This is a genomic window from Ruegeria sp. AA6, from assembly GCF_056542865.1.
This window is the reverse complement of record NZ_JBQGAN010000023.1, coordinates 48,348-55,360: the sequence shown is the minus strand read 5'-3', so window position 1 is coordinate 55,360 and position 7,013 is coordinate 48,348. Positions and strand designations below refer to the sequence as shown.

The window sequence follows — 7,013 nt, the reverse complement described above, 5'->3', positions numbered from 1 at the left end:
AGCATTTGACGCCTGGAATGCCGCCACTCGAGCTGCTTGAAGTCCGGGCATCAGCATTCCTTGGTGGGTCGGAAGTTAACGTGACAACACCCTTGAAAGTCATAGTTGGTCTACTGCGAAGGTTTCGCAGCTGTTGGGGTCACCTGTCTGGTATCCGCGATGGAACCAGTTTTGCCGTTGAGCACTGGTGCCATGAGTAAAACTGTCAGGGACAACAACGCCACGCTGGGCGCGTTGCAGTGCGTCGTCACCGATTGCGGCGGCCGTGTTTAGGGCTTCTTCTATGTCGCCGGGTTCCAATACGCCAAAGCGCTTGTCAACGGCGCGGGCCCAGACGCCTGAGTAGCAGTCAGCCTGAAGCTCGACCCGAACCGACAAGGCATTTGCCTCGGCTTGGCTGGACCTGCTTTTTGCGCGGTTCACCTGTTCCAGAACGCCCAGGCTGTTCTGGACATGATGCGCGACCTCATGCGCGATGACATAGGCCTTGGCAAAATCACCACGCGCGCCCAGCCGTTGCTCCATCACCTGAAAGAACGACGTATCCAGATAGACACGCTGATCGACAGGGCAATAGAACGGGCCGGTTGCCGAAGCGGCGCTGCCGCAGGCCGATTGAGTTCTGCCTGCAAACAGGACCAGAACCGGCGGCGTGTATTGAATGCCCGAATTCGCGAAAATCTCGGACCAGATCGCTTCCGTGTCGGCAAGTATGACAGCCACAAACTCTTCGGTTTCGTCGTCAATTTGAACCGGGGCATTTGCTTGCGGAGGAGCAACCTGACCACCGCCGCCCAAAAACGGCGTGACATCGACACCAAAAAGCAGGCCGATTACGACGACCACAATCAACCCCGCGCCGCTCATACCGGCTCGAGATACCCCACGCGGCGTGTGGCGCCGGTCGTCGATGTTTTTGCTTGTACGTCGTCCTTTCCAGCGCATATGGCCTCCGGCCCATCCGGGCGTATCAAAGTTTAAATTTGTCGGTTCCCCGTCTTACGAGGTTCAAACGGGGAACCGATCCGGGCCTCCAAAAACTGGCACAGTGACTACGGTTTCTGTAGGACAATACCGGGCGTCACTTCTTCACCACTCACGATTCATCCAGTGCTTTGGAGTGCCCGAATTCCTCAACCGTCGATACCTGCGGTATCGCGCGCAGTCTCAGCTGGTGTGCATCTATTCGTGCTGACGCCAATCGTCGCTTGCTGGACCTGGCGTTTCGCAGCTTTTTCTGGTGTGCAGTCGGGGTCCACCACGTCGCAGCCGGCAATCGCAAGTATCGCGACAACCATCGCACCCCCCAGTAACTTACTCACTGTCTATTCTCCTTTTCTGTGTTGAATCAAAACCCAGCCAAACGCTCGGCCAGCCAGAAACCGGCAATGCATCCGATGGGATATCCGAGAAATTGGCGCGAGGGACCTGGCGCGAAGGACCAGCCCCAGACGATCTGCATTGTCTTTTTCAGCACCTCGAACACGCCCAGCACGGCAAAGATGAACGCAAGCTGCCCCGCCTCGACCCCGAGGTTAAAGGCCAGCAAAGCCGCCGGGATGTCCTGTTCAGGCAGACCGATCTCGGCCAGCGCACCGGCAAAACCCAAGCCATGCAACAGGCCGAACCCAAACGAAATCACCCAGGGGAACCGACTCGCCAGTGTCTTTGGTTTGTCGTCAGACCGCAGAACCTCGGTTGCCAGAAAGACAATAGACAGCGCGATCACGGCCTCGACAGGAGGGCCGGGCACGTTCAGAACTCCAAAGGTGGCCAAACCCAGCGTGATCGAATGCGCGACAGTAAAGGCGGTCACGGCCCAGATCAGCTGGCGCAGGTTGCGGATCAGCACCAGCAGGGCAAAGACAAAAAGCAGGTGATCCCAGCCTTCGAGGATATGTTCGAACCCCAACACGCCGTATTGCCATAGCGTCTGAACCAACCCCTGCTGCGCGGGCAGCGTGACGGCAGGCGCATCCGGTGTCAGGCGGAATGTGGCCATGTTCTCGGTGTCCAGATACCCCACCCGCAGCAAGACGTCCGTTCGCTGCGCATCAAGCTTGTCGATCAGGATCGTGTTGCCGCGCAGGTCTTCGGTGCAGGTCATGCGCCAGACCTGTGTCCAGGCGCGACCGTCAAAGACAGGGGCATCGAAGGTGGGTGCGCTACAAACATCAGGAAGTGCAACGTCAATATCCATCGGTGCGCCCTGAACGTCCGGTTTGCGCCAAAACACATACCAATCGCTGTCGGTTTCCTGCGAAATCTCAAGATAACCGGGCTCCAACGCATGGGCGTGTACGAACGCCGGTGCCAGAAGCCCCGCCAACAGCGCAAGTAAGGGCAGAAAGTGCCTCATGATTCACTCTCTAAGATGCCTGCTACCCCAAGGTCCTGGATCGAATAAGTGGATCTCAGATTTTCTATGAAAACCTCTTTCGCGCGCTCGGCCTGCTTCTCGCGCCAATCCGCCAAAACGCGATCCCGGATCGCTCCAAAAGGCGGCAGAGTAGCGTCCCATCTGTTGTCTATCCTAACCATATGAAGCCCGAAGGACGACTGAACGGGTCCGCTCCATTCACCCAATGGCAAGGGTTGCAACTGGTCGAAGAAACCCGTTCCGAAGTTGCCATCAAATGAAGATCGGACGCTCAGATCAAACCCCGTCGGTAGCAGCGACGCCTGGCCCAACTGGCGGTGATCTTCCCCTGCAGCCAAACGCGCCCGCGTCTGGCCAACAAACGTGCCGCTGGGGTTTTGCCCCAGATAAACAAGGCTGACCGCAATCCGCGCAGTGGTCGTGAACGCCTCGGCATTGTCTGACAGATAGGTTTGCAACACCTCATCATCGGGACGGGCCGCGCCCGCTTCGGAGGTCAGAAGGAAGTTCATCTTCTGCACCAACCTGTTGCGGATGATCTCATCATTGCCATCCAGCCCAAGCGCCAAAGCCTCGCGCACAAGCACCTCGCGGTTCAGCCAGTCGGCTTTGAGTTTGTTCAGTTCTTCGTCGGTCGGAGCGCGCCGCCATGTATCCTCGAACTGGGCAGCCAGAAGATCGATTTGCCGTTGTTCGAGAACAATGACGCGCGCATCGGGCTCACCTGTCCATTCCGCGGGCTGCGCCAGCTTGAACCAGCCGAAGATTGCGATGCTGAGAATGGCAAAATGGACAAAGGGTTCCCGGATGACCCTCTGCAACACGTTCTGTTTGTTTGACACCGGATCACTTGGGCGCGGCGAATTGGTTGATTGCCAATGTTTGTTCACATCTATCTCCGATCCAATTTCATCGGCTCTTGGGGACCAGCAATTTCAGCGTGAAACTAACCGTGTCGGCAGCCACGATGGCGTCATCGTCGAAATTGTGTTCGTAGGAAAATGACCATTGCCATGGTAGCCCCCTGCTTCGGTTGAGTTTGGACACTTTCAACCCCAGCGGAACGCTGCTGAAGTCGCCAGCGTCCCAGTCGTAGACAAACACCATTTCCGACGTGCCGACCGACCAGCCGTTTCCAAGGGTGTAGTTGAACACCGGTTGCAGTGTGGACAGATTCACGTCTGGCCGATTGTCGTCACCGGCGACCGTGATGAGATTCTGGTTAAACGCCCCCCAAAGCCCCCAATTCTCTTGCTTTGCAAAACCAACAGCTGGACCCAGCGCCCATTTATCCGCGCTCAGCCCATCGCTGCCCGTGGGCAACAAGGCGACCGCGCCAACACCGAAACGCCCCCAACGCCGATCAAAAGTCATGAGGTCAAACAGGGTCGTGTCGCTCAGTCCGGCCTGCCCGGTGGGGCTGTCCGTCACGTAAGGCAGCGTAAGCCGCGCAATATGGTTTGTTTGTCCGAGAGTGAACGGGATCGCAGCACGAAACTGAAGCAGGCTGCTGTCTTCGGAAGAGTTGTGCAGGTCAAACGAATGAAAGCCTTGCAGCTGAAAAGACATGATCGACGCTGTCGGATCGTTGGCCGCCGATTGAAGCGACTCCGATTTTTCCTGTGCCAGGACAACACAAGGGACCAGAACTCCTGCAATAACCCATGACAGTGTCAGCTTCATGTTGAAAGTCCCGCAGGTCAGAACGCCAATGAAATCACGGCCGTCAGGACATTGCTTTCGAACCGCCGCTTTGCCGCAAACTCATGTGTGTATTTAAGCTTGAGGGAAGCATCGGCGCCCAACAGCGTTCCGCCCTCGTAAGTCACGAGAGGCCCAATCCCGCTGACCTGAGCCCGCAGGCTGCTGGCCCCCAGGGCGATCCGGGTAAGCTCAGCACCTGCGCCACTGTCATCCTCAAGCTGATGGTAGGTATAGCCAGCGAGGCCAACACCCCAGCCCGAGCGGAAGCGCTGCACCACCGCGCCTTCTAATTGAAACGCAGGGGCCGTCTGGTAGTCGGTCGCATCGTTTTCTTCGCTGAACAAAAGGCTGGCCGCTCCTGAAACCTCAAAACCACGTTCCGGAACGAACCACGTCGCGGCAAAGAAGGGCTGGAACGACCAGACATTCTTGCCTGCATTCAATACTTGAACTGTGCGCTCCTGCAGATTGATGGATGCCGTATTATACTCTCCAGTCGGGGCATAAACGGTCAGCCCCGTACTATAGTGCAGATTGCCCCGATGCCAACCCACCAGTCCGGTCAGGCTGATGTCACCAAAACTGGACAACGTATCGTCAATGCTGGCTCCTTGCAACGGAGGCCGTATTGCCGTGAACGTGAGTTCAGCAACAGGAAAAGGAACAGTGAGGTTTATGGCGGGTGTTCCGCCAAAGAGCTGCGCGTCGAACACCTGAGTAACACCCAGTCGCCAGAGATTAAGTTCGAGGTCTGCGTCAGCCGCAATCGGAAGACCCGCAAGCGAAACGCCGTCCACGCTGCCATCAAGATGGTCGAATGTAAGGCTTGTGTAAGTTCCCGGCTCGGGCACGAAACCGGCAAACGTATCTCTGGTTCCCAGAAAATAGGCGCCCAACCCTCCTTCAACCGCAATCGCTGGTTTTACCGGCAGAACTGTAAGGGTAGCAATGATGGCCGCGCCCATCATCGGACGCTTGTCACGCAAAAACATCTTCATTTGTCACCTCGTTTAAATCACTTCACGCGTTTGCCGCGCTTTTTTCGGGTTTTAGGATCAGGGCGTGTACCAAATGGGTGAGGTATAGGCCCGGTCCTGAATGGCCTCAGGCGCGCCTTCCGGCAGTTCGACACCAAAGAACTTGTGGTCATAGGTCGTCCAGCGCGGGGTTGGGATTTCCAGAACACGCGTGTAGTAAAAAGCACTTTGATCTGGGTCGAATTCCGGGTCTTCCCAATAGGCTCCAAGGATCGGTTGGCCTATATCGTTTGTGTAAGTGGCTTCATCGGAATCAACAGAATTCCCGACCGGAGCAGCGCATTGACCGTCGATGACCTTTCGATCACCGCATGCAATGTCAAAGACCTTTTCACTGGTCGTTCCATCCGCATTCAGCCAGCCCTTGATGATCTGAATCCGATCCAGATTGGCCCCGTCCGGATCACGCAACGCCCGCACCAAAAAGCGCGGCGCACGACCTTCACTCGTTCCCAGATCACCCCCCATAGGTACGCCATTGGCGTAACCGTGAGCCGCGAAATCTGACCGAGGGAGGTCAGAGGCATCAAAGTCGTACCCTGCGAAGACACGGACGCGCAGGCGCGTACCTGTTGTTGCATAGACCTCCTTGCGCATCATCGCGTCAAAAAGGGCTTCGCGCGTGTTTTCGCGCGCCCAGATGGCAGCCAAACCGGAGGCGCTGGTCTGCCACGCATATTGCGCAACACTTTCGTCACCTCCTATGCCCCCCACCACTTCTTCAAACCGGATCGGGTCTACTGTCGGTTCGAGGGCGACAACCTTACCGAACATGTTGTTTTCTTTAGAAGTTGAGAGTGAAGTATGTGTGTCGGTCGAGCCGATCATCCCAAACCGGAACGGGTTCACACCAAATTCAGTCTGGTAGGCCAAACCTCGCTTGAGCGCTTCGCGCGCATATTCGTTTGGGATCATCTCGGGCGTCTTGGGATTGGGACCAAGCTGGCCCTTGTCCCATGTCTCAAAATCCGCAAACGGGTCATCAGGTGACAGCATGGGATGGGCTTCACCATCCCCTTTCATTTGAGTCACTTCATATAGCGGCTCCCAACGGGCGCGGCGTGCCGCATATTCGGCATCAAGCGCCTCGTCGCTGTCAAGCTTGACAGTGTCAAACATCAGCCCGTTAGAAAGGTTTCCATTGTGTGGAATGGCCAGAAGGCGGTCGCCTGTATCCGCCTCGTATTGCGCCATCCAGTCCCATAGATCTTCTGGATCCACGCTGTCGTAGGCAGAATAGGGTAGTCGCATATCGGCATTCTCTTTTCCGCCGCGATAGATCACATTGCGATGCAGGTTCGAGCGATCAAAGGTCGAGGTCCATTCAAACCCGATAAATGCAGTGAAGGCACCGGGCTGGTTGTGGCTTTCGGCAGCCGCGGTAATCTCTTGCCAGACGCTGTCATAGACGCCGGGTACATCAGCGAGTGGGTCTTCCCCAGACGCCTTTGTCACAGAAAAAATCTCCCACGCGCCGGGTAAATCCCCCGCATCAATGGCAGCCTGAAGCGACTGCCCGTATTCTGTTTCGAGAAGCCGGGTGTCACGCGCCGCAAGCAATGGCGCCGTCCCAAGATTCTCGGCGTGATCGGCAACAACGAGAAAATCGAGCGGACGCGACAAACGGGCTGGAAGCCCGGTTGATGACGTGACCGTTTCGCCTTTGGCAAAGCGATAGGCCGCGTCCGGCCCTAATGTGTTGCCGATCAGACCGGCATCAGCGGAATAGGTCGTATGCACATGGGTGTCGCCAAAGAAAACCTGGTTGGGGAAATCCTGGCTTGGATAGGGCGAGTATTCGCCGGCAGGAGCAACCGGCGGCGTGTCCTGAGCGTGAAGCGCCCCTGCCAGAGCAAGCGTGGATACAGAAAGCGCAGCGAGCTTTTTCATCG

At 56.8% G+C, this 7,013-nt stretch carries 7 protein-coding genes; all 7 read right to left on the bottom strand.

What is annotated here, in order from left to right:
* Window positions 1-99: 99 nt before the first annotated feature.
* Window positions 100-945 carry a KPN_02809 family neutral zinc metallopeptidase gene (gene ypfJ / locus ACR0LN_RS19710; RefSeq protein ID WP_171212900.1) on the bottom strand — a complete coding sequence of 282 codons (846 nt, stop codon included), beginning with the start codon at window positions 943-945 and terminating at the stop codon, window positions 100-102.
* A gap of 188 nt (window positions 946-1,133) precedes the next feature.
* Window positions 1,134-1,322 (bottom strand): hypothetical protein, encoded by a 189-nt coding sequence (locus ACR0LN_RS19705; RefSeq protein ID WP_170825395.1) that lies wholly within the window; start codon window positions 1,320-1,322, stop codon window positions 1,134-1,136.
* A gap of 26 nt (window positions 1,323-1,348) precedes the next feature.
* Window positions 1,349-2,359, bottom strand: coding sequence for a HupE/UreJ family protein (locus ACR0LN_RS19700; protein ID WP_170825396.1), 1,011 nt, complete (start codon window positions 2,357-2,359; stop codon window positions 1,349-1,351).
* On the bottom strand, window positions 2,356-3,270 hold the full coding sequence (locus ACR0LN_RS19695) for a peptidyl-prolyl cis-trans isomerase (RefSeq protein ID WP_170825397.1): 915 nt from the start codon (window positions 3,268-3,270) through the stop codon (window positions 2,356-2,358). Before ACR0LN_RS19695 ends, ACR0LN_RS19700 begins: the two co-directional genes overlap by 4 nt.
* A gap of 19 nt (window positions 3,271-3,289) precedes the next feature.
* Window positions 3,290-4,063 carry a hypothetical protein gene (locus tag ACR0LN_RS19690; protein WP_170825398.1) on the bottom strand — a complete coding sequence of 258 codons (774 nt, stop codon included), beginning with the start codon at window positions 4,061-4,063 and terminating at the stop codon, window positions 3,290-3,292.
* A gap of 17 nt (window positions 4,064-4,080) precedes the next feature.
* Window positions 4,081-5,082: a SphA family protein gene (locus ACR0LN_RS19685; RefSeq protein WP_170744547.1), complete on the bottom strand. Its 1,002-nt coding sequence runs from the start codon at window positions 5,080-5,082 to the stop codon at window positions 4,081-4,083.
* Window positions 5,083-5,139: 57 nt separating this feature from the next.
* Window positions 5,140-7,011, bottom strand: a complete 1,872-nt coding sequence (locus ACR0LN_RS19680) for a DUF3604 domain-containing protein (protein ID WP_170744548.1) — start codon at window positions 7,009-7,011, stop codon at window positions 5,140-5,142.
* Window positions 7,012-7,013: the final 2 nt, after the last annotated feature.

Bases quoted from the DNA above. Each gene is read 5' to 3' on its own strand.
- ACR0LN_RS19680 (WP_170744548.1), bottom strand. From the start codon at position 7,011: ATGAAAAAGCTCGCTGCGCTTTCTGTATCCACGCTTGCTCTGGCAGGG.
- ypfJ (WP_171212900.1), bottom strand. From the start codon at position 945: ATGCGCTGGAAAGGACGACGTACAAGCAAAAACATCGACGACCGGCGC.
- ACR0LN_RS19685 (WP_170744547.1), bottom strand. From the start codon at position 5,082: ATGAAGATGTTTTTGCGTGACAAGCGTCCGATGATGGGCGCGGCCATC.
- ACR0LN_RS19700 (WP_170825396.1), bottom strand. From the start codon at position 2,359: ATGAGGCACTTTCTGCCCTTACTTGCGCTGTTGGCGGGGCTTCTGGCA.
- ACR0LN_RS19690 (WP_170825398.1), bottom strand. From the start codon at position 4,063: ATGAAGCTGACACTGTCATGGGTTATTGCAGGAGTTCTGGTCCCTTGT.